The organism is Pseudoalteromonas aquimarina (genome assembly GCF_049257255.1).
GTDB lineage: Bacteria > Pseudomonadota > Gammaproteobacteria > Enterobacterales > Alteromonadaceae > Pseudoalteromonas.
Map to the genome: position 1 here is coordinate 299,507 of NZ_JBMMUG010000006.1, position 19,985 is coordinate 319,491.

The 19,985-nt window shown below is 39.6% G+C and carries 20 protein-coding genes; 9 read left to right on the top strand and 11 right to left on the bottom strand.

The window, feature by feature from the left end; genetic code table 11:
• Positions 1-122 precede the first annotated feature (122 nt).
• A complete protein-coding gene (locus tag AAEU29_RS16515) occupies positions 123-1,091 on the top strand; it encodes a class 1 fructose-bisphosphatase (RefSeq protein ID WP_105170435.1) in 969 nt (322 codons plus the stop codon).
• Positions 1,092-1,163: 72 nt separating this feature from the next.
• Here AAEU29_RS16515 and AAEU29_RS16520 read toward each other — a convergent pair whose 3' ends face one another.
• Entirely contained in the window at positions 1,164-1,379 is a 216-nt protein-coding gene (locus AAEU29_RS16520; protein WP_054979552.1) for a bacterioferritin-associated ferredoxin, read from the bottom strand.
• Between the two features lie 129 nt (positions 1,380-1,508).
• The gene (gene radC, locus AAEU29_RS16525) at positions 1,509-2,183 is read right to left on the bottom strand and encodes a RadC family protein (RefSeq protein WP_421974330.1); all 675 of its coding nucleotides are present in this window, start codon (positions 2,181-2,183) and stop codon (positions 1,509-1,511) included.
• A gap of 110 nt (positions 2,184-2,293) precedes the next feature.
• On the opposite strand from radC, the gene coaBC reads away from it, so the two are divergent.
• The 3 genes from coaBC to AAEU29_RS16540 all read left to right on the top strand — a co-directional run bounded on the left by coaBC (position 2,294) and on the right by AAEU29_RS16540 (position 7,059).
• Positions 2,294-3,487, top strand: coding sequence for a bifunctional phosphopantothenoylcysteine decarboxylase/phosphopantothenate--cysteine ligase CoaBC (coaBC, locus tag AAEU29_RS16530; RefSeq protein WP_421974331.1), 1,194 nt, complete (start codon positions 2,294-2,296; stop codon positions 3,485-3,487).
• Between the two features lie 82 nt (positions 3,488-3,569).
• Entirely contained in the window at positions 3,570-4,157 is a 588-nt protein-coding gene (gene slmA / locus AAEU29_RS16535) for a nucleoid occlusion factor SlmA (RefSeq protein ID WP_372767564.1), read from the top strand.
• Positions 4,158-4,278: 121 nt separating this feature from the next.
• Complete coding sequence (locus AAEU29_RS16540; RefSeq protein ID WP_421974332.1) at positions 4,279-7,059, top strand: S9 family peptidase; 2,781 nt, start codon at positions 4,279-4,281, stop codon at positions 7,057-7,059.
• Positions 7,060-7,231: 172 nt separating this feature from the next.
• Here AAEU29_RS16540 and AAEU29_RS16545 read toward each other — a convergent pair whose 3' ends face one another.
• Complete coding sequence (locus AAEU29_RS16545) at positions 7,232-9,448, bottom strand: YgiQ family radical SAM protein (RefSeq protein WP_421974333.1); 2,217 nt, start codon at positions 9,446-9,448, stop codon at positions 7,232-7,234.
• A gap of 62 nt (positions 9,449-9,510) precedes the next feature.
• Entirely contained in the window at positions 9,511-11,697 is a 2,187-nt protein-coding gene (locus AAEU29_RS16550) for a bifunctional diguanylate cyclase/phosphodiesterase (protein WP_421974334.1), read from the bottom strand.
• A gap of 207 nt (positions 11,698-11,904) precedes the next feature.
• On the opposite strand from AAEU29_RS16550, the gene AAEU29_RS16555 reads away from it, so the two are divergent.
• Both AAEU29_RS16555 and AAEU29_RS16560 read left to right on the top strand, forming a co-directional pair.
• Positions 11,905-12,426, top strand: a complete 522-nt coding sequence (locus AAEU29_RS16555) for an SRPBCC family protein (RefSeq protein WP_421974335.1) — start codon at positions 11,905-11,907, stop codon at positions 12,424-12,426.
• Position 12,427: 1 nt separating this feature from the next.
• Positions 12,428-13,309, top strand: a complete 882-nt coding sequence (locus AAEU29_RS16560) for a TIGR03899 family protein (RefSeq protein WP_421974336.1) — start codon at positions 12,428-12,430, stop codon at positions 13,307-13,309.
• Between the two features lie 27 nt (positions 13,310-13,336).
• Here AAEU29_RS16560 and AAEU29_RS16565 read toward each other — a convergent pair whose 3' ends face one another.
• The 7 genes from AAEU29_RS16565 to dusA form a co-directional block, all read right to left on the bottom strand.
• Positions 13,337-14,101: a TIGR04219 family outer membrane beta-barrel protein gene (locus AAEU29_RS16565; RefSeq protein ID WP_421974337.1), complete on the bottom strand. Its 765-nt coding sequence runs from the start codon at positions 14,099-14,101 to the stop codon at positions 13,337-13,339.
• Between the two features lie 4 nt (positions 14,102-14,105).
• Positions 14,106-15,089: a DUF2333 family protein gene (locus AAEU29_RS16570; protein WP_421974338.1), complete on the bottom strand. Its 984-nt coding sequence runs from the start codon at positions 15,087-15,089 to the stop codon at positions 14,106-14,108.
• 8 nt (positions 15,090-15,097) lie between these two features.
• Positions 15,098-15,556, bottom strand: coding sequence for a copper chaperone PCu(A)C (locus AAEU29_RS16575; protein ID WP_421974339.1), 459 nt, complete (start codon positions 15,554-15,556; stop codon positions 15,098-15,100).
• Positions 15,557-15,676: 120 nt separating this feature from the next.
• Complete coding sequence (locus tag AAEU29_RS16580) at positions 15,677-15,883, bottom strand: PspC domain-containing protein (RefSeq protein WP_421974340.1); 207 nt, start codon at positions 15,881-15,883, stop codon at positions 15,677-15,679.
• A gap of 9 nt (positions 15,884-15,892) precedes the next feature.
• Positions 15,893-16,561: a phage shock protein PspA gene (pspA, locus tag AAEU29_RS16585; protein ID WP_421974341.1), complete on the bottom strand. Its 669-nt coding sequence runs from the start codon at positions 16,559-16,561 to the stop codon at positions 15,893-15,895.
• 531 nt (positions 16,562-17,092) lie between these two features.
• Positions 17,093-17,254, bottom strand: coding sequence for a hypothetical protein (locus AAEU29_RS16590; protein ID WP_421974342.1), 162 nt, complete (start codon positions 17,252-17,254; stop codon positions 17,093-17,095).
• 201 nt (positions 17,255-17,455) lie between these two features.
• Positions 17,456-18,418, bottom strand: a complete 963-nt coding sequence (gene dusA / locus AAEU29_RS16595) for a tRNA dihydrouridine(20/20a) synthase DusA (protein ID WP_421974343.1) — start codon at positions 18,416-18,418, stop codon at positions 17,456-17,458.
• Between the two features lie 150 nt (positions 18,419-18,568).
• Between dusA and AAEU29_RS16600 the strand changes: the two genes are divergently transcribed.
• From AAEU29_RS16600 to AAEU29_RS16610, 3 genes are all read left to right on the top strand, one after another.
• A complete protein-coding gene (locus tag AAEU29_RS16600; RefSeq protein ID WP_372770089.1) occupies positions 18,569-19,000 on the top strand; it encodes a transcriptional repressor in 432 nt (143 codons plus the stop codon).
• 83 nt (positions 19,001-19,083) lie between these two features.
• On the top strand, positions 19,084-19,551 hold the full coding sequence (locus tag AAEU29_RS16605; RefSeq protein WP_421974344.1) for a chemotaxis protein CheX: 468 nt from the start codon (positions 19,084-19,086) through the stop codon (positions 19,549-19,551).
• 2 nt (positions 19,552-19,553) lie between these two features.
• Positions 19,554-19,982, top strand: a complete 429-nt coding sequence (locus AAEU29_RS16610; RefSeq protein WP_274762048.1) for a secondary thiamine-phosphate synthase enzyme YjbQ — start codon at positions 19,554-19,556, stop codon at positions 19,980-19,982.
• Positions 19,983-19,985 lie beyond the last annotated feature (3 nt).

A 19,985-nucleotide genomic window follows, 5' to 3' on the forward strand; every position in this document is an offset into this window, starting at 1 on the left:
TGCTTAAATGATACACAAGCTAATGTACAATTGTATACAAATTTAACTGAGCGCTACCGAAAGGTTGCCTGTTGCCACCCTCTCACTTTATGTGGCAATAAGCTAATAGTCAGGATTATATAATGCGTAGACTTCCACCAGTATTGATCGAAGACGGCTGTCCTCGTGATCTTTTATCATTGATCAGAACGATTCTTGCTGCTTGTAAGGAAATTTCATTCCGTGTAAGCCAAGGTGAATTATCAGGTGTTTTAGGTTCAACCTTAGATGAGAATATTCAAGGTGAAACTCAAAAGAAGCTTGATGTTTTATCGAACCAGTTACTTAAAGATATTCTACTTGAGTCTGGCTACGTAAAAGCCATCGCGTCTGAAGAAGAAGATTATACTGTTGCTGGCAACCCTGATGCTGAGTACATTGTTGCATTCGACCCACTTGATGGTTCATCAAATACCGATATTAATTCGTTAGTTGGTACTATCTTCTCAATTATGAGAGCGCCAAAAGACAAAGCCGCTGATGATCAAAGCATTTTCATGCAGGCAGGCAAGCACCAAGTCGCAGCAGGTTATGTACTGTATGGCCCATCCACTATGTTAGCGCTAACTATTGGTAAAGGTACGCGTTTATTCACATTAGACAGAACACACGGCAGTTTCTTACTTACTGAAGATAAAGTAGCTATTCCTGAAGACACTAAAGAGTTCGCAATTAATGCATCAAATCAGCGCCATTGGATAGCACCAATGCAAAACTATATTGCTGATTGCCTTGCTGGCGAAGAAGGCCCGCGTAAGAAAAACTTCAATATGCGTTGGATTGCCTGCATGGTAGGTGATGTTCACCGTTTATTATGTCGCGGCGGTTTATTTACTTACCCTGAAGACACGAAAAACCCAGAAAAACCATTCAAACTGCGTTTACTTTATGAAGCAAACCCAATGGCAATGCTAGTAGAGCAAGCTGGCGGTGTTGCATATGCAGGACTTGACCGTATTTTAGATATTGAACCACAGGAAATTCACCAGCGTGTTGCTGTTACCATGGGTTCAAAAAATGAAGTAGAGATTTGCTTGGATTATCACAAGTAAGCACTCTTTATTTTGAGTATTAAAAAACCGCGATTTACGCGGTTTTTTAATTTAGAAATCTCATATTTTGAATCAAGCTACTTTTTGGCAGCTGGTGTAATCAACACTTACTTTAATAGCTAATTCTTGCTGTGATTGCGTGATTACATCTTTTGCATGACATACACATTTACCACATTGACTACCTACACCTAAACAACCACGCACATCACGAATAGAATCCATACCATCGGTTACGGCCTGTTTAATCTGTTTTTCAGTAACTGCATGACAAATACAAACGTACATAATAAGTGAGTGCTTTCAAAATTAATTACACTACAAATTTTAATGCTATTGAGAATAATTTTCAATAATATTAATAACTGTAAAAACAGCTATTTACAAAAAAGCATTAATAACCCCACGTTTGTCCCTTCAAATTTGCCCATGCTCTGCAAACGAATGAGTATTACCTGCAGCGATTATAATGTGATCTAAAATACTCACATCAATCAAATCAAGCGCGTCTGAAAGTCGCTTTGTAATTAATTTATCTGCCTCTGAAGGCTCAGCAATACCACTTGGGTGGTTATGTGCCAAAATCACATTAGCCGCATTGTATTTAAGCACTGTGGTAACAACCTCTCTTGGGTAAACCGATGCCGCATTAATAGTGCCTTGAAATAAATTAATCGATTTAATGAGTCGGTTTTGACTATCGAGCAGCAGCAAGTAAAAACACTCTTTGTGCTCTTTTTGTAGTTCGCACTTTAAGTAATTGATTACCGAATAAGGTGAATCAAATACGGCTTCTCGCTTAAGTTGCTCAGCAAAAAAACGTTTACTCAATTCAAGCACAGCTTGCAACTGTACATATTTTGCAGGCCCCAGTCCCAATTGCTGGCAGAATGAATCACACTCTAGTGAAAACAGTTGACCAAGCGAGCCTTGTTGTTTGAGTAATGTATCGGCTAACTCAATGGCGTTAAGCCCTTTAATACCGGTACGTAAAAAAATCGCCAGTAGCTCGGCATCGGTTAAACTTGATGCACCTTTATTTAATAACTTTTCTCTTGGTCTTGCCTCGATGGGCATTTGATTTATTTGCATTTAACAATCCTTGTTAAGCTATTTGTCTTCATTTAATAGTATAGCTAGCCTCGCCAAAAATTATGGAAAATGGTATGGTTTAGCTAATTTAAAAAATGTCATTAATTATTATGTCGAAGAAAATAGTATTGGGAATTACGGGCGGTATTGCTGCTTATAAATGTGCTGAATTAACAAGGCGTTTAACCGAAAATGGCGCGCAAGTTAAGGTGGTAATGACCGACTCTGCGCAACAGTTTATAACCCCGCTTACCATGCAAGCCGTATCAGGAAACCCAGTTTCGACATCCTTACTTGACCCAGCTGCAGAAGCGGCAATGGGCCATATTGAATTTGCTAAATGGGCTGACCTTATTTTAATTGCACCAGCCAGCGCTAACACCATCGCCAAAATGGCGCATGGTATGGCCGACGATCTATTAACCACCTTGGTACTCGCTACACCGGCTAAAGTAGCGATTGCACCGGCGATGAATCAGCAAATGTACGCTCACCCTGCAACCCAGCAAAACTTGCAAAAATTAAGTGAATATGGCGTTTCTATTTGGGGACCTGCTAGTGGCGAGCAAGCCTGTGGCGATGTAGGTAAAGGCCGCATGTTAGAGCCAAACGAGCTAGTTGAGTTGTGTTTAATGCGCGAAGATACCCCACTGCTAGCAGGTAAAACCGTTACTATCACTGCCGGACCAACCCGTGAAGCGCTTGACCCTGTGCGTTTTATCTCTAACCACAGTTCAGGAAAAATGGGATTTTCATTAGCCCGTGCTGCAAAAGCGCTAGGAGCTAATGTAAACCTAATTAGTGGCCCAGTGAATTTAACCACACCGAGCGAAGTAAATCGTTTTGATGTAGAAAGCGCACAGCAAATGCATGATGCTGCGATGGAACTGGCAGTTAATTCAGATGTATTTATTGGCTGCGCTGCTGTAGCCGATTACAAGGCAACGACAACTGCAAATAATAAAATTAAAAAGCAGGGCGATACCATGACTATTGAGCTCAGCAAAAACCCTGACATTATTGCCTCAGTTGCAGCACTTGAAGAAAATCGTCCGTTTACAGTGGGTTTTGCAGCCGAAACTAATGATGTTGCAAACTATGCCAAAGGCAAACTAAAAAATAAAAATCTCGATATGATTTGTGCTAATGACGTGTCCGATTCTAGCATTGGTTTTAATAGTGAAAACAATGCGATGACACTCTTTTGGCCGGAAGGTGAACGCCATTTATCACTGCAATCAAAACAACAAATTAGTCATTTAATATTGAAAGAAATCGCGTCAAAACTCACAGCTAAAAAGTAAAAAAACTGGCATCTAAAATCAGAAGTAATTAAGATAAGCGCCTCTTGAGGTTGATAATAATGATAAGAAGTAAGGGATAAAAATGCCTGCCACAAAACGTAGTAATCGCAAGGAAGAAATCTTACAAGCACTTGCGCAAATGCTTGAAACCAGTCCAGGACAGCGTATCACCACGGCAAAACTAGCATCTGAGGTAGGTGTTTCAGAAGCGGCGCTTTACCGCCACTTTCCTAGCAAAGCACGTATGTTTGAAGGCTTAATCGAGTTTATTGAAAATGCCCTGCTTTCTAATATCAATATTATCTTAGAAAAAGAAAAAGACACCCACAGCCGTATTCATAATATTTTATTGCTACTTCTTAGCTTTGCTGAGAAAAACCCTGGTATTACACGTATTCTTACTGGTGATGCATTACAAGGTGAGCAAGAGCGTTTACGTGAGCGCATTCAAAGCTTATTTGAAAAGTTAGAAACTCAACTAAAGCAAGTATTACGCGAGCGTAAATTACGCGAAGGTAAAACCTTTACCCTTGCTGAAGAGCAACTAGCTAACCTTTTACTTGCTTACGTAGAAGGTAAAATGAATCAATTTGTGCGTTCTGATTTTAAAGCAAAACCAACCGCGCAATTTGATGCTCAGTGGTCACTTTTCACCTTAGCTTGGCACTAAACTCCTCGCGTTGAAGTAAACCTTTTACTTCAACGCACTATTTTGCGGCTTATCGCATTCTCTTTCTTCTTTTTGGTTTCTGTTTACACTAGAGCTAATAATTAGCACTAGGTAATCATTAATGAAACTCGCGTTTACACTTTCAAGCTTAGCGTTAGCAACCAGTTTTGCATTAAGCGCCAGCGAATCTCTTCAATTTAAAGACGTGTTTGATTTTAAATACGCAAAATCTACCCAACTTTCAGAGCAGGGAAATTTACTCGCATTTAGCGCAAGCCCTTATCGCGGTAACAGCGAAGGACAGGTTTACACGCTAAATAACAAGGCGCTACTTGCAAGCGTTGAGCGAGGTACATCACCGGTTATTAATAAAAACGAGAAATGGGTCGCGTTTACCATTAAGCCTGACTTACTAGCCAGTGAAAGTGCATCAAAAGATAAAAAGAAAAAGCTAAAAAATGATTTATCGTTAGTAAACACCAGTTCAGGTGAGATCATCACTTTTGAACGTGTTGAAGACTTTGCCATTTCAAATGATGGTAATTGGCTTGCTTACCGCACTGAAGTTAAGAAAAAAGACGAAGAAGAAAGTGATAAAAAAGCAGATAAGAAATCAAAAGACAAAGACGATAAAGACGCAAAATTAAAGGCGGATAAAAAAGATAAAGTTTACACCCTTAACATTGTAAACTTAACAAACGAGCAAAAACATTCGATTGAAAACGTACTTTCTTACGCCATTGCACCAAGTAGCGCGCAGCTTGTTGTGAGCCAAGTAAGCAAAGAAGGCGATAAAAACGCCATTAGCCAAATTGCCCTACCAAATTTTGAATCGAGCAGCTTATTTACTGAGCCTGGCGTTGTGGCAAACAAACTTGTATGGCACCCAGTTAATGATGTTCTAGCGCTTTCGGTCGGTAATTACGTTAATGATGATTCACGCCGCCGTGAGCATTCACTTTACTTATGGCAAAGTGAAAGTAATCAGTTAAAGCAAATCGACACACCTATCGAAAATTGGTTTATTGGTAAAACAGCTCAACTGAAATGGTCTGAAACTGGTGAGCGCCTTTATTTTGAGACACGCCCATTACTCTCAGCAAAAATTGAACAAAAAAAATATAAAGAGCAAAACGACCTTTATGATTACGATGTGATTCGTGACCAAAAAGGTTTAAAAGTATGGCATCACAAAGATCCTGAAATTAAGCCGCGCGAAATTCAACAATGGAATGAAAAGAATAAAAATCGCCATTACCAAGCGGTATTTCATTTAAACAGCGGTAAAGCCGTACAGCTCGAAACTGAACTGGTAACGGATATAAGCCTACACACTGAAAAACAATTCTTACTTGGTTATAGCAATAAGCCACATCTTCACAAAATTATGTATGATGGTTTCTTTGCTGATTACTATGCGGTAGATACTAAAACAGGTAACAGCGTTAAAATTAGCGAAAACACCCGCGAGCGTCCTACCCTTTCACCTAATGGTCAATTTGCCGCATACTTTGATAAAGGCCAAGTTCAACTTAAATCGCTTAAAGACGCCAAGCTTAATGCTATCACCAAAGGCATTCGAGCCACTTTTGCCGACGACCAACACGATTATCCAAGTGAACAACCTGGCTATGGATTTGCAGGCTGGAGCAGCGATAGTAATACCCTTTATGTATATGACAAATATGACATTTGGGCATTTGATGTAAACACGCAGCAAGGCGCGCGTTTAACTCATGGTTATAAGAACGAAACACGTTATCGCGTTAAAAACTTAGATAAAAACAAACTATCTTTTGATTTAAACGATACCTTATTACTTTCAAGCTTTAACCTAGAGAACAAACAAACCGGCGTTGCAAAACTTAATTTAGCAAACAATCAGCTAGAACAGGTTTTAGCTGGCGAAGCGCGTTTTGACCTAGTAAAGAAAGCCAAAAATGCTGATACACTAATTTATACACGCCAAAGCTACCATGAATTTCCTGATTTTTGGTTAAGCGACACGTCGCTTTCTTCATCAACAAAATTAACTAACCTGAACTCGCAAAAAGAGAATTTTGCATGGGCTAGTAAACCAGAGCTGGTAAAATATAAAGGCTATAACGGTGAAGATTTGCAAGGCGTGTTAATTAAACCTGCTGGTTATAAAAAAGGCGATAAAGTACCTGTGGTAATTTATTTCTACCGCTATATGAGCCAACGTATGTATGACTTCCCGAAAATGGAGTTAAACCACAGACCAAATTTCCCAATGTTTACCTCAAATGGTTACGCTATCTTCTTACCTGATATTCGTTTTGAAATTGGACACCCAGGTAAATCATCTACTCAGACTATGATTAACGCAGCACAAAAACTGATTGATATGGGTGTTGCAGACAAAGACAAAATTGGTTTACAAGGTCACTCGTGGGCAGGTTACCAAAGCGCCTTTATGGTAACGCAAACAGATATGTTTAAAGCAGTTGTATCGGGTGCACCAGTGTCAAATATGACCAGTGCTTACAGCGGTATTCGTTTAAAATCAGGTCTTGCACGTCAATTCCAGTACGAAACTGGACAAAGCCGCATTGGCAAAGACTTGTTTGAAGGTTTGGATCTTTACATTGAAAACTCACCGGTATTCTTCGCAGATAAAGTGAATACACCAATTATGATTATGTTTGGTGATGAAGATGGCGCTGTGCCTTGGCAAGAAGGCATTCAATATTACTTAGCGCTTCGCCGTGCAGGTAAAGATGTGATTTTCTTACAATACGAAGGTGAACCACATCACCTGAAGAAATTTCCTAACCAAGTGGATTTCTCAATTCGTATGATGGAATACTTTGATCACCACCTTAAAGGTAAGCCCGCACCAAACTGGATGCAAAATGGCGTGCCGTTTGAGAAAGAGTAATCTAATTTAAATACTAAAATGGCGAGCTATTAGCTCGCCATTTTTTGTTTAAGCTGAACTTGAGTTATTTAACCTAAGCTTAAGTTATTCAGTTTAGCTTAAGCTAAAAACCGTATAGTTGTTTTCAGGAAGGGAATTCCGATTGAGTAAAGTAACATTCAAAAGCCAACTCTTATGAGCTGGCTTTTTTTCTACCTTTACTAAAGTCAGCTGATTTACCACCACGCGACTTATTACCACCCACCTTAGGTTTTGTATTTGCTTTATTAAACTGACCAAAACCCGTATGGCGAGAAAGTGCAGGCCTGCCACCTTTACTCTGACTAGACTTACGCTGCTCATCTCTTGATTCTGCAGGCACTAAACAGTTAGGACCATTACCAATAAGGTTCGCCTTGCCCATTTTCTTTAATGCCTCACGGATCATTGGCCAACCGGCAGGGTCGTGATAGCGTAAAATCGCTTTATGCAAGCGACGTTGACGCGCCCCTTTTGGCACACTAACAACTTCCGTGTTGTTCTTAATGTTCTTGAGCGAGTTCATCTCGGTATGGTAAATGGTAGTGGCATTTGCCATCGGCGACGGATAAAAATTTTGAACTTGATCTAATTTGAAATCATGGCGTTTCAGCCATAATGCCATATTGACCATATCCAAATCTGTTGTACCTGGGTGAGCAGAAATAAAATACGGGATTAAATACTGTTTTTTGCCCGCTTCTTTTGAGTACTTTTCAAAAAGTTCTTTAAAGCGATCATACGTGCCCATACCCGGCTTCATCATTTTAGATAATGGGCCATTTTCGGTATGTTCTGGGGCAATTTTTAAGTAGCCGCCAACGTGATGTGTCACTAACTCTTTAACATAGTTAGGGTCTTCAATGGCCAAGTCATAGCGCACACCTGACGCAATAAGTACTTTTTTAATGCCTTTCACTTCACGTGCTTTGCGATACAAATTAACCGTTGGCGTTTGGTCAGTATCCATATGCTTACAAATATCAGGATAAACACACGATAAACGACGGCAAGTGCTCTCAGCTTTTTTGCTTTTACAGCGCAGTTTATACATATTAGCTGTTGGGCCGCCAAGATCAGAAATTACGCCAGTAAAACCCGGTACCTTGTCACGAATCTGTTCAATTTCATCAATAATTGATTGCTCAGAGCGACTTTGAATAATTCGCCCTTCATGCTCAGTGATTGAACAAAACGAACAACCACCAAAACACCCACGCATAATATTGACCGAGGTTTTGATCATATCGTAGGCAGGAATTTTCTCGTTACCATAACTAGGGTGAGGCACACGTTGGTAAGGTAAACCAAACACGTCATCCATCTCTTGTGTTTCAAGAGGAAATGCCGGTGGATTGACCCAAACTGAACGATCACCATGACGCTGGAAAAGCGCGCGGGCACAACCAGGGTTGGTCTCTTGGTGTAAAATGCGTGATGCATGGGCATACAAAGGCTTATTTACACTTACCTGCTCATAAGCTGGCAGCTTTACATACACTTTTTCCCACGGTTTTAAACGCGGCGGCTGAATAGTAATTGGCTGAGCTTCAACGCCCAGTTCAATACCGGCTTGCTTAAATTCTGATTTGCTACAACCTACGTCATCTGCACCATAAGGGTTTGGAATTGGGTCTATTTTACCAATTTTATCAATCGCGGTAGAATCTGAACCGCGCCAGCCTGGTAATGGCTCTTTACGAATAACCGCTGTACCACGGATATCATGCATTTCGTCCATGGTTTTACCAGCGGCAAGACCATGTGCAACTTCAACTAGCGGCCTTTCAGCATTACCATAAATTAGAATATCGGCTTTGGCGTCAAAAATAACACTGCGACGTACTTTTTCAGACCAATAATCAAAATGAGCAATACGGCGTAAGCTTGCTTCAATGCCGCCAATAACCACTGGCACATCTTTGTAGGCTTCTTTACAACGCTGGCTATATACAATCACAGCGCGATCAGGGCGTTTACCACCGACATTACCAGCCGTATAAGCATCGTCATGACGTAAACGCTTTTCAGCAGTATAGCGGTTAATCATCGAGTCCATATTACCCGCAGTTACACCGTAAAATAAATTCGGCTTGCCTAGCGACATAAATGCTTCTTTTGATGACCAATCTGGTTGCGCAATAATACCTACACGAAAGCCTTGCGCTTCAAGTACTCGGCCTATCACCGCCATACCAAAACTTGGGTGATCAACATAGGCATCACCCGTAACAATAATTATGTCGCAAGAATCCCAACCAAGGGCATCCATTTCTTCTCTGCAGGTTGGTAAGAAAGGTGCTGGGCCAAAACACTCAGCCCAATATTTTGGATATGAAAAAAGACTACGCTCTGCTGATAAAGCAGCCATAAAATGCCCCTAGAATAAAATGGCCGCAAATTATAGCTGAGTTTAGCGCCCGCCTCTAGTGTTTATTTTTTAGACAGCAAGAATTGTTTTAGCTCTTCAAATGGCATTGGCTTAGCAAACATAAAACCCTGGGCCTCTTCACAGCCCATAAGCTGCAAGCAACTGGCTTGTTCCTCGCTTTCTATTCCTTCAGCTATTGTGTTTAAACCAAGCTTTTTACCTAGTGATACAATCAGCTCAGCAATGGCACCACTATCTTCAGGAATATCTTTTACAAAGGCACGGTCTATTTTAATACGATTGAGCGGCAGTTTTTTCAGATACGACAATGACGAAAACCCTGTGCCAAAATCATCAATTGCAATCTCTAACCCGTGTTCTTTTAGCTCGGTGAGCGCCTCAACCACAATTTCAGGCTCATCCATCACAATACTTTCAGTTACTTCAAGCTCTATTCGATTGGGCGAAATATGATAGTTTGCTAATGTCTCTTTAACTTTTGATACAAATAGAGGATCACGAAATTGTGGCACAGATACATTGACTGCCACACGCATATCAAATCCCAAAGTTTGCAACTCTTTTTGAGTTTTACAGGCTTGTTCTAACACCCACTGACCTATCGGTAAAATCAGCCCGGATTGTTCTGCTAAAGGCACAAAAATCGCTGGAGAAATAAAGCTCCCCTGCTCATTTGGCCAGCGAAGCAAGGCTTCACAGCCAATCACTTTTCGTGTATTTAAACAAAGTTGAGGCTGGTACCACACTTCTAGCTTATGCTCACTAAAATCGTGACGAAGTTCTTTTAAAACGCCAAGTTGCCATGCCATTTTTTCTTCCATTTCAGGAAGATAATATTCGTAATTAAATCTAGAATGTTTTTTGCCTAAATTTAGGGCGATATAGCATGACTTAAGTGTATCTTTGCCGACCTTATAGAAGTATTGCTGTTCACATACCCCCAAATGAAAATTCACAGGGAGCAAATGCTCTCCAGCAAGGAAAGGCAGCGATAAAATATGATTTAATGAATCTGGTGTTACTTTTTCAGACTCCACCAATGCAGCAAACACATCTGCGCCAATGCGCGCAAAATAACGAATGCCAATCACATCTTCTTGAATACGCGTAGCAACGGCTTGTAATAGCAGGTCACCAACATCTTGGCCTAGACCGTTATTTATCGATGAAAAATCAGCAATATCAATAAAGTAAAGTGTAAACTGGTTTGCATTCTCTGAGTAAAAACGCTCTATTTGATTAATAAAATCATTACGGTTTGGTAGTTTTGTAAGTTTATCTTTATAAGCTGCATCACGTAACTCACTGAGCATACGCACATTTTTAAACGCAACTGAAACGTTTTGTAAAAAGATTTCAATTAGCTTAATTTGCTGGTCGTGAACCATTTCTTTGGTCTCAAGATAAATGGCAAATTGTGATTTATCATCTTCAACAAAAAAGCAGCTGTCATGATCTGAAATTTGATGTGTTTTACTCGATAAGGCTTGCTGTAAAACGCCAAGTGCACGACTATTGTCAATTTGTTCAATACCTTGCCAAACCGTGCTTTTATATTCTTCACTGCCACCCAGTACAGCGGAACGCCCACCTTCAGCAGTAACAATCACACCATCGCCAGTGCCATCTAGCAGTTTAGCTATTTGCTCTATAACTTGCGAAGCAAAGGCACTTAAATCCTCCAAACCATTAATCGATTTTGCAGCATCAAGTACTTTTTCAAGACCCGTGTTGTGTTCTGATAATTCACATAATTGCTGATAAGAACGTAATGCTGTAACAAGTGAGGTAACTAATTTTGCCCGAGTAAGCTCCGTTTTAGTTTTATAATCATTGATATCGTATTCACGAATAATGTTTTCTTCAGGGGCGTAACCCGGTTGCCCTGTACGTAAAATAATTCGTAATTGTGAATTGTTAAGCTCTTCACGAATGCGTTTAACAGCCACCAGCCCCGCATCATCCGTTTCCATTACAACATCAAGTAACACCACAGAAATATTGGGGATTTCAGCTAGCTTATTAACAGCTTCTTCACCACTGTAAGCATGATGAAATCTCAGCTGTTTATTCCAAAAAGAAAGGCCTGATAGAGCAAGCTGAGTAACAGAATGTACTTCAGGCTCATCATCTACAATCAAAACATCCCAAAATCCAGAGTACTGTTCAGGGGTTTCGTCATCATCTTCATTCAAGAATAAAAACTGTTCTTCGGCAGGTTGTGTCATGAAACCTCTACGTCGTCACAAGACCTTTGAACTTTTTCTCTGGTCACAATTATTTTTTCTTATTGGTTAAATACTCGCCATACGGTAGACCGTAAATCTCGGTACTAAAGCAACGTTAGCATCAGTCACTTACCTAGTATAGACTATTAATTATAATCTTTAAAAATACTATGGTTAGATTAGTATTTTATAAAATAACGGAGTGAAATGCGGTACTTAATTCGCACATTGTTTAGTTTAGTGTTGTTTATAGCCATTGCCAGCGCACTATTGCCAAACCGTTATACCATTGCAAAGACAGTAACAAGTCATTGCACACAAGCGCAGTTTGAGAACTGGGTATTGGACTTAGCTAATTGGCACTTTTGGACCCCCTTTGCAACCTATGAAAAGACATGGAAAGAATTAGAGCTCGCCAACAGTAATAAAATTGGTGCGTATCTTAAGTGGCAAAGCGGCGATAATATTGGCGAAATGACGGTAACCGCTATGACCCAACAACGGATGTCTTATACCAGCGTAATTGAGCAACACACCAATATAGGACATATTGAGGCCTTACCGTTTGCTGAGCAGTTACAAGTCACTTGGTCAATTGAAGGAGGAATTAACGCCCCAATCATTGGCAGCATTTTGACGCAATATTATAAATATAAAACGCAGGATGCGATTGATTTGGGATTACGAAATTTAAATTCCCTGTGTAAAAGTCAAAGGCTGGATAAATAGCATGGCGATTAAACCCGTAACTGCACAACAACATTTAGCGCAAATAATTAAAAATAAAGTGGGTGTTGAACACACTAAATCAGACTCTGAAGCGACTACCAAACGCTTAGCACAAGACACTGTTTCAAAAACAGTAAATCCTATTCCACATTACAACAGCACTGAAAGTACACTACAGCGCGCTCAAAAACGCCGTAAACTCGCTTTGGTAAGAAAACAAAACAATATCGAATCAATTCTGGGCTTAGCACAGCATTATTGCCCTCCGGTAACCTCTCAAGGTGAACCTGATCCTGACTGGATTGAGCGTTTTTTAGAATTAGCCGAAGATACCAGCAACAGTAATATTCAAAAATTGTGGGCTAAAGTACTGGCTGGTGAAGTGATTAATCCTGGTTCCTTTTCTTATAAAAGCTTAATTACGCTAAAGCACATTACCCCAAAAGAAGCAGATGTTTTACAAATCGCAACAGGCTGTGCAGGTAAATCAGCAAATGATGGATTTCACCAAATAATTACTGGTAGCTACCTTACGCCAAGCTTGCTTAATTTTTTAAGCCCAAACAAAAAAAGCTACGTTAATCTCAGCAGTGCAGGCCTTAATTACCCTGACATTCTGACGTTAATCGATATTGAATTAATTTATCAGCAAGAAATTGAATCAAAAGCGTTTGAAAGAGGGGAAAGCCAAAGCTTAAGTTTTGCCAATGGCACCTTAACACTAACTGCTAAACGTAAAGGGTGTATTTTAACTTACTACAAATTTACGCAAACAGGTTTTTCGTTAGCGCGCTTAACAAGCAACAAGCTAAGTAATCAGTATTTGGAATGTTTAAAAAAGGCGTTAGAGAAGAGTTTTGAAGTCAATTTTGCCAACAAATAAGGTTGGCAAAATTGTCACTATTTTGAATTAGAAGTGAACTTGCAAACCAGCAAATAAACCATCAACTTCAATATCAGTGTAGATATCATCAACATCATCAAGCTCTAACAACATTGAACGATAACCTGCTTTAATCGCTACATCCACCGCCATATTATCAATGAATTCCCAAGCAACACCGATTTGGTAATCCTGAATTTTACTATCGCCAATTGATAATAGCTGACCTTCAGCAAATGCACTTAAGCCCGTAAATGGTAAGCCAAATTGCACAGCGCCATAAGCCATCGGAATAAAGCCGTTAAAATCGACAGATTCTTCGCTCATACCAAGGCTTTGATCATCACCTTTTACAGCTACGTAACCGTCAAACTGCTTTGCAGATAAACCTAAGTCAATCGATACTAAATCATTGTCAAAAATTTCATAATAAAGCACGTAATCAACATGGCTTAAGTCACTATCACCAGTGACTGTTGAGTTCACTTTAAATACTTTGTCGCCGAAGCCAAATGAGGTATTTAAATTCGCATCAGCATTTAACTCAAGCTGGGTGTACTTTAGCTTTACATTTGGCACTAACGGGATTGGATGCTCAAATGCAGCGTAATAGCTACCGTATTCTTTGTCTTCAAAATTGAAGTTTTGCAGGTCACTTGATGTACCTAAACCACCAGATGATTGAGCAGCCCAATAATCACCACCCACATATAAACCCAGTAGCGTATCGGCCTTTACTTGTGGTGTCATCGTTGCAGCCATTAGCGCTGCACCCAACATTATTTTTTTCATTATGTTATCCCTGAGAGAGTAATTCTGATAATTCGATTATTGCCGCATTAGCACGCGATAAATAATTCGCCATTACTAATGAGTGATTTGCAACAAAACCAAAGCCACTACCGTTTAACACCATTGGGCTCCAAACGCTTTCTTGTGTCGCTTCAAGTTCGCGCATAATTTGTTGCACACTCACTCGTGCATTTTTCTTTTCTAGCACATCAGCAAAGTCTTTTTCAATGGCAGCAAAGAAATGCAATAACGCCCAACTTGCGCCACGCGCTTCATAAAATACGTTATCAATTTCAAGCCAAGGGGTTTTTACAAGTTGATGTGCTGGTGCATAACTCGCTCTTTGCGCAGCTGAATCACCAGCAAGATCAGTATTAACTTTATTTTGACCTACACTGCTACTTAACCGCATGCTTAAGCTACCTAAGCGTTTTTCCACTTCTTTTAAATAAGCACGTAAGTTATCAGCGCGTGCATAAAATTGCGCGCTCGAATCTACAGGGTTTGCAATATCTTTGCGGTAGCGAATAAGTGCGTCGATGCCTTTTTGGTATTCATCTTCTGCACTTGGTAATAACCATGCGGTTGAATTGATATTAAACTGAGGCTGGGCCGTTTTGAGCTCTGGGTGTTCAGTTGATTGAGACTGTGAGCGGCTAAAATCTTTGCGCATTGCCAGAGTAATGTCACGGGTCATTTCAAGTACACCAAACTCCCATGAAGGCATATTATCCATAAGCACAGAAGGAGGCATAACATCATTCGTTAAGTAACCACCAGGCTTATCGAGTAATGCACTGGCAACTTCAATTACAGCCGTTGTTGTAACAAAGCCTGTGACAACTTGTTGCTGTTGCTCTTGTGCAACTTGTTCAGCTCGCTGTTGAACATTAAATACTTCTGGTTCAATGCTCCAATAAACCGAAATTAAGTAAAAAAATAAAAAAATAAACGCAACCGCAGCTGCTATTTTACCTTTGTGTTGCATATCCCCTCCTAATGGTGGTGATGCTGATGTTCATTCTCAATACTTTCATTAATGCCAACAATAGTTGCTTTAGCATTAATAGTAAGGCCAGAAACAAAATTAAATTGTGCGTTTAGCGTTTCACCTTTGATTAATTTCGCTTCAGGTGAAAAAAGCATTAAATGCAAGCCACCTGACTGAAACACCTTAGTCGAGTGCGCATCAATTGCCAATTTATCTAGTTTCACCATACTCATCATGCCATTTTTTTGAATATGATTATGAATTTCAACGCGGCCAAGCTGTTCAATTGACACTGAACTTAGCGCTAAATTTTTATCCGAATGATTTGCAAGTTGAAAATACCCTACGCTTGAAGGTGCACCAGGAATAAATTCGCGCACAGTAAAATCAGATACCACAACCTGATTGGCTGCTAATGAAAAAGAAAAAAGTGAAATAACTAAAAATAGGTAGCGTTTTAACATGTTAATCCCTCTATGTTTTAACTCAGTATACTACAGAGGAAGATGCAAAAAGTACCTGAAAATTATTAATTATTGTAAATTGTTAGGGGCTAATTGACTTTGCCCCCACAATCAAAAAAATTAATAATATCTTGCTGGAAGTACCATTGCGGCAACAAAGTAAGCAAGTAGTGTTGCAACCGGAAAAACGAATAATGCAGCCAGCGCTCCGAGTCTCACGCTCCATATTGGCAAATTATTACCAAGCGCTAAACCGGCGCACACACCTGATACCTTTTTGTTTAATCGGTCTTTATAAAAACTACCCTTATTAACTTGATAACTCATCATCGCCTCCTAAGCCGCTTTTTTAGCAACTTGTTCTTTTAAGCTCGCCAATTCAGCATCTAACGCATCATTTTTGTCTAGATCATCAAATTGCTGCTTTAAACTTGAGCTTTGTGTTACCTCATACGATTCAATTTGTGCTTCAATGCGGTCAACTTTATGTTCAATTTCAGCAAAGCGCTCTAATGCTCTGTCAATCTGTTCACTGTGTAGTTGTGATTTTGCTTTTACGCGTACTTCAGCTGATTGAGAGCGAATTTGATATTCTTTTAATTTGCCTTTTGCCTGCGATAACTTTTCATGCAGTGAATGACTGTCTGCTGAGACTTTGCCAAGCACTTCATCAATGCGCGTAATTTCTGGTGCGATAGCATCAATCTCTTTATTCGCTTTTTGCTTTTCAATTAATGCTGCTTTTGCTAAATCCTCACGCTCTTTTTGCAACGCTTTTTCAGCTTGAGCATGCCAGTAATCTGCTGACGTTTGTTGTTTAGCTAATTTACGTTGCAAAGTTTTCTTCTCAGCAATAAGACTTGCAGAAGTTGAACGAAGCTCTACTAACGCTTCTTCCATTTCTTGCACCATAAGACGTACTAATTTTTCAGGGTCTTCTGCGCGATCTAATGCTGCTGATACATTTGCTTGGATAATATCTGTTAAACGAGTAAAAATGCCCATAACTCTCTCCTGTTGATGACTGATATTTTTCTCTGACAATTATCTATTCCAATCATTGTGCCAAAAACAATTAAACATTAAATATCAAACACTTAACATAAGACAAATTCTTCAACTCATTTCATACTGGTCAATTTAACCAACTAGTTAGCGTTTTTAACTAAAATTTTAATCCAAGAGTTAAAAGCGATAGCTTTACCATTTTTTGAATGAATCAAATAACATCGCGAAGGAAATAAAAGCAAATTTAATAAAGGTGTGAAGCGAGTTTAAATCCCAGTACGAGTTTTAAACAAATAGTTAAAATAGGTCACAAAAAAGAATGGGAGTTTTTAATAGAGGTGTACTAATTAAACTTAGTTTTTGTATGGCACTAAGCCAAAAGGCAGGAAGAAATCAAAGCGCATTCGTTACTATTTTGATAGTAACAAGCTGCGCTGTCCCATTAAGCCATGCCATACACCTACAGTGATAAGTAAGCTAATAACAGGTAATAAAAATAAGCTAAATAAATCAAATAGGTCCAACATTTTAAGCTCCTTGTTCACACGTTAAATGCAAAATACTCGCTACACTTGGTACTTGCTCACATATTTGTTCAATATGCGTTTGTTTTTCCGCTTGCGTCGCAATAAAGCTTTGCAGCAGTAAATTAATAAGTAACAACGCTGTAGTAACTATTTTGGCTAACATAACGTCTGCTTCGAAAATTCATATCTTGCCTAATACATAACAAAGAGCGTGCCAAATAGTTAACAAATTGATTTATATAGAAATAACTTTCAAACCTATTATTCAAACATAAAAAAAGGCTAAACAATGGTTAAATTCACCACTATTTAGCCTTCTCTTTTCCCGAAAGCGGAATTTGCTTTTCCCTATTTCGGGATAGTGTTATTCAGGAACAAATGCCAACGCTTCTTCTAATAGCGAAATTTGCGCATCTTTTTTGTGACCATTTTCAGATAAATGCCTACGATATGAACGAGCGCCTGGCTGACCTTGGAAAATACCTAGCATATGCCTTACAACATGCCAAAAGTTAGCGCCCTGTGTCATTTCTGATTCGATATAATCAAACATATTACGCACTACCTGATGACGAGAAAGTATGACACTTTGCTCATCACCATAAATAGCACGATCTACTTCTGCCAACATATAAGGGTTTGCATATGCCTCACGGCCCACCATCACCCCATCAATATGCTGTAAGTGTGTTAAGCATTCTTCGATGGTTTTCACCCCGCCATTGAGTGAAATATGACAGTCCGAAAAATCTCGTTTAAGTTGATAAACGCGATCATAGTCAAGCAGCGGGATTTCTCTATTTTCTTTCGGGCTTAATCCTTGTAACCACGCTTTACGCGCATGAATAATAAAATCACGACACCCCACGTTATAGTTTGCTTCAATCAAAGCGGTAAGAAATTCGTAAGAGTCTTGTTCATCAATACCAATACGTGTTTTTACTGTGACAGGAACGTCTGTTTCAGCTTTCATTGCTGCAATACATTCAGCCACTAACTGAGGCTCAGCCATTAGGCAAGCACCAAAGCGGCCATTTTGAACGCGATCTGATGGGCAACCTACATTCAAGTTAATTTCTTGATAACCATATTGGTCTGCACGTTTTGCACATTCAGCTAACGCTTTAGGATCTGAGCCACCTAACTGTAACGCTACCGGTTGTTCATGTTGGCCAAAGTGTAAGTAATCACCTTTACCAAAAATAATGGCACCAGTTGTTATCATTTCAGTGTATAACACTGAATGTTTAGTTAATTGTCGATGAAAAGTACGACAATGCCGATCAGTCCAATCCAGCATTGGGGCTACAGAAAAACGTCTATTCACGCTACACCTCAGTAAATATGGGGTCGCGATTCTACTCGATTTTTTGCTTTTGCTCAATTTATATTCATAAACAAGCTTGCAAATAAAGACTTAACTACAAATAGTTAATTTTATTGTGGTAAGATGACTTTGATATCGAGGAACAATTTTATGACCGTTGAAGCATTAACAGAAAAAGCGAAAGTCGTTTGTAACGATAAAGGGGTTCGCTTTACCACAATTCGCGAAAAAGTTTTTCGCTTATTAGCTGAAACTCAAGCTGGAGTTGGCGCATATGACTTATTGGAGCAGTTAAAACAAACTGAACCAAATGCAAAGCCAGCCACAATCTACAGAGCGCTCGATTTTTTAGCGGAAATGGGGTTCATTCACAAAATTGAAAGCACCAATGCATTTATGCTGTGCCATCATTTTGAACACACTCACCCTGTGCAGCTGCTAATTTGCGAAAAGTGCGGTCATGTGGAAGAGCTTCACTCACATGCAATCGCTCATGAATTAAATAATCAAGCAAGCGAATTAGGATTTAAAGTCGTTTCACAAACAATCGAAGCGCGTGGAATTTGCACAAAGTGCCAATAAATATCAGAATTAGTTTGCAAAAACTGCAAGTTCATTCTTGAATTAAAGATGATAAACGCCTGAATACGGAACCGGACTAAAATATGAATGTAGAATTCATCAACCCTTTTATTTCTTCATTACTCAATGTGTTATCTACGATGGCGCAAACTGACTTAACGCCTGGCAAACCCAAAATTAAGAAAACAGAAGTGGCTGTTGGTGATGTGTCAGGTCTTATTGGTATGGTTGGCCCGCAAACCAAAGGGTCTCTTTCAATTACCTTTGATGGCGAATTGGCCATGACGATTATGGAGCGCATGCTTGGTGAGCGTCCAGAAAAAATAAATGAAGAAGTAACCGATATGGTAGGTGAAATTACGAATATGGTTGCCGGTGGCGCAAAAAACCTACTGGGTGATAAAGGGTATGAGTTTGATATGGCAACACCTGTTGTGGTTTCAGGCAAAGAACACACGATTACTCACAAATGTGAAGGGCCTAAGCTCATCATGCCATTTACCTCTGATTTTGGTGCTGCTCATATTGAGGTATGTTTCGATAAGCTTTAATTATTATGTGGCAACAAAAACGTATTCAGTTAAAACCTCGCTCGCGAGGTTTTCATTTAATTGACAATGAGTTAATTAAACAACTTCCCGAAATAAGCCAATACCGCATTGGTATTCTTCACTTATTCATTCAACACACTTCTGCTAGCTTAACGATTAATGAGAATGCTGATCCCACAGTGCGTATCGATATGGAAAGTCACTTCAATAAGTTTGTACCTGAAAGGCAAAGTTATTATCAGCATGATTATGAAGGCGATGATGATATGCCTGCACATATCAAAGCAAGCACTTTAGGCTCGAGTATTAGCATCCCAATTACCGATGGTAGATTAAATGTTGGAACCTGGCAGGGAGTTTACCTTGGCGAACACAGAGACTACGGTGGTGCTCGCACTTTAGTGGCAACGCTCCAAGGAGAGCTGTTATAACTC

Coding starts and splice junctions, on each gene's coding strand:
- AAEU29_RS16555 (WP_421974335.1), top strand. CDS start 11,905: ATGCGGTACTTAATTCGCACATTGTTTAGTTTAGTGTTGTTTATAGCC.
- AAEU29_RS16565 (WP_421974337.1), bottom strand. CDS start 14,101: ATGAAAAAAATAATGTTGGGTGCAGCGCTAATGGCTGCAACGATGACA.
- AAEU29_RS16560 (WP_421974336.1), top strand. CDS start 12,428: ATGGCGATTAAACCCGTAACTGCACAACAACATTTAGCGCAAATAATT.
- AAEU29_RS16515 (WP_105170435.1), top strand. CDS start 123: ATGCGTAGACTTCCACCAGTATTGATCGAAGACGGCTGTCCTCGTGAT.
- AAEU29_RS16590 (WP_421974342.1), bottom strand. CDS start 17,254: ATGTTAGCCAAAATAGTTACTACAGCGTTGTTACTTATTAATTTACTG.
- AAEU29_RS16605 (WP_421974344.1), top strand. CDS start 19,084: ATGAATGTAGAATTCATCAACCCTTTTATTTCTTCATTACTCAATGTG.
- pspA (WP_421974341.1), bottom strand. CDS start 16,561: ATGGGCATTTTTACTCGTTTAACAGATATTATCCAAGCAAATGTATCA.
- slmA (WP_372767564.1), top strand. CDS start 3,570: ATGCCTGCCACAAAACGTAGTAATCGCAAGGAAGAAATCTTACAAGCA.
- AAEU29_RS16580 (WP_421974340.1), bottom strand. CDS start 15,883: ATGAGTTATCAAGTTAATAAGGGTAGTTTTTATAAAGACCGATTAAAC.
- AAEU29_RS16550 (WP_421974334.1), bottom strand. CDS start 11,697: ATGACACAACCTGCCGAAGAACAGTTTTTATTCTTGAATGAAGATGAT.
- AAEU29_RS16540 (WP_421974332.1), top strand. CDS start 4,279: ATGAAACTCGCGTTTACACTTTCAAGCTTAGCGTTAGCAACCAGTTTT.
- AAEU29_RS16600 (WP_372770089.1), top strand. CDS start 18,569: ATGACCGTTGAAGCATTAACAGAAAAAGCGAAAGTCGTTTGTAACGAT.
- AAEU29_RS16545 (WP_421974333.1), bottom strand. CDS start 9,448: ATGGCTGCTTTATCAGCAGAGCGTAGTCTTTTTTCATATCCAAAATAT.
- coaBC (WP_421974331.1), top strand. CDS start 2,294: ATGTCGAAGAAAATAGTATTGGGAATTACGGGCGGTATTGCTGCTTAT.
- AAEU29_RS16520 (WP_054979552.1), bottom strand. CDS start 1,379: ATGTACGTTTGTATTTGTCATGCAGTTACTGAAAAACAGATTAAACAG.
- radC (WP_421974330.1), bottom strand. CDS start 2,183: ATGCAAATAAATCAAATGCCCATCGAGGCAAGACCAAGAGAAAAGTTA.
- AAEU29_RS16575 (WP_421974339.1), bottom strand. CDS start 15,556: ATGTTAAAACGCTACCTATTTTTAGTTATTTCACTTTTTTCTTTTTCA.
- AAEU29_RS16570 (WP_421974338.1), bottom strand. CDS start 15,089: ATGCAACACAAAGGTAAAATAGCAGCTGCGGTTGCGTTTATTTTTTTA.